This window comes from Cytophaga sp., assembly GCF_051961495.1.
Taxonomy (GTDB): domain Bacteria; phylum Bacteroidota; class Bacteroidia; order Cytophagales; family Cytophagaceae; genus Cytophaga.
On record NZ_JBQCDF010000105.1, the window covers coordinates 1 to 2,023 of the forward strand.

General features: G+C 41.0%; 2 protein-coding genes. Both read right to left on the minus strand.

Annotation, left to right across the window (positions count from 1 at the left end; translation table 11 throughout):
* Nucleotides 1–165 precede the first annotated feature (165 nt).
* Nucleotides 166–864, minus strand: coding sequence for a DUF1003 domain-containing protein (locus tag ACTHJT_RS04985; RefSeq protein ID WP_440236788.1), 699 nt, complete (start codon nucleotides 862–864; stop codon nucleotides 166–168).
* 60 nt (nucleotides 865–924) lie between these two features.
* Nucleotides 925–2,023: acetyl-CoA carboxylase biotin carboxylase subunit (locus ACTHJT_RS04990; protein WP_440236790.1), on the minus strand; the 1,099-nt coding region annotated here is incomplete at its 5' end.

Sequence of the window (2,023 nt, forward strand, 5' to 3'; positions counted from 1 at the left end):
GAAAAGTACCGCCCCAGCTTTGAAACGACTCGCTTAGGTCGCCTCTGTAGGAGGTGCCGCCGAAGCCCAGTGTCAGGAAAAGATTTTTACTCTGTACCTGAGCGGTGCTGTGAACAGTAAGAAAACCTGTAAGAATAAAAAGAAAAATATACCGCATAATTGATCTTATTGGGTCTTCATTTTTTCCATAATGTCTTCTAAAATATCAACCTGGATTTCCTGTATTTCAAGCATCCGTTTATTCTGGTTAATCATAAGATAATCCAGTTTTTCATGAAGCAATTTAATTTCCAGTTCGGCTTTTAAATTGATCTTATATTCATATTCGTTTCGCATGCGATCTTTTTGTTCGCGTCTGTTCTGGCTCATCATAATGATCGGGGCCTGAATAGCTGCAATACAGGATAGAATCAGGTTCAGTAAAATAAACGGGTAGGGATCAAAAGGGTTTTGTGTGAAGGCAACGATGTTGATCAGCATCCATATCACCAGGAATGAAAAAAACGCAAGGATAAATGTCCAGCTGCCGCCAAATTCAGCGATCCTGTCTGCTACACGCTGGCCAAACGTTAATGAGTCATTCAGATTAGGTTCTATATTATCAGAGAGAATCTGGTTTCGGGTGATTGATTCAACCACTTCTTTTTCCAGACTGGAAAGTTCACGGTTCTCACTGTTGATGATATTTTCCAGATCCTTTTTCCGGTAATTATTTAATGCCGTCAGTGAAATATATGCTTCAGGTGTCAGGTCAGGGAAATCTTTTTTAATGAGTTCATACAAAGAAGGGCGAATGAAATCGGCCTGATAGCATTCATTTTTAGGAAACTCTTTTTTTGTTATATGACAAATGACTTTATCCATGGCGTGCAAGGTAGAGTAGAGGTATAAAAAAAGTCCCGCTTTAAGCGGGACTTTTTTTAGTTAGATTTTAGAGAAATCAAATGTTTCAAGGAAGGCAGTGGTAAACTTGCCTGATCTGAATTGCGGATCATCCATTAACTTAATGTGGAATGGGATTGTTGTTTTCACACCTTCAATCACAAACTCCTGTAAGGCACGTTTCATACGGTCACAAGCTTCATCACGCGTAGGCGCGTTTACGATAAGCTTAGCGATCATTGAATCGTAATTTGGAGGAATTGTATAACCCGTATAGCAATGGCTGTCTACACGCACTCCAAAGCCGCTTGGCATATGGAAGTTTGTGATCTTACCCGGTGAAGGGCGGAATCCGTTTGAAGCATCTTCCGCATTGATTCTGCATTCAATAGAATGACGAAGCGGCAAGTGGTTTTTCTTTTCAAGCTTTTCGCCTGCGGCAACTTTAATCTGCATTTTAACCAGATCTACGCCAGTTACTTCTTCTGTAATGGTGTGTTCAACCTGGATACGCGTATTCATTTCCATGAAATAGAAATCGCCGTGTTTGTCAACAAGAAATTCAATTGTGCCGGCACCTTCGTATTTAATAGATTTGGCACCTTTTACAGCAGCTTCACCCATTTTAGTACGTAAACGTTCAGTAATAACCGGAGACGGAGTTTCTTCAACCAGTTTCTGGTGACGTCTCTGGATAGAGCAATCTCTTTCAGACAAGTGAACAACTGTACCGTATTTATCGCCTAATAACTGAACTTCAATGTGACGAGGTTCTTCAATGAATTTTTCAAGGTATAAACCATCGTTACCGAAAGATGCTCCAGCTTCCTGTTTTGCATCGTTCCAGGCTTTTTCAAATTCCCCATCGTTGCGGATAATACGCATCCCACGGCCACCACCACCGGCAGTTGCTTTCAGGATCACAGGGTATTTTACTTTATTTGCTAATTTGATACCTTCTTCAACGGTACTCAGCAATCCATCAGAACCCGGAATACATGGTACGCCGGCTTTTTTCATGGTATCTTTTGCTGAAGCTTTATCACCCATGGAGTTGATCATGTCTGCACTTGCACCAATGAACTTAATTCCATAGTCTGCACACACCTGAGAGAATTTGGCATTTTCAGATAAGAAGCCA

Coding starts and splice junctions, on each gene's coding strand:
- ACTHJT_RS04985 (WP_440236788.1), bottom strand. CDS start 864: ATGGATAAAGTCATTTGTCATATAACAAAAAAAGAGTTTCCTAAAAAT.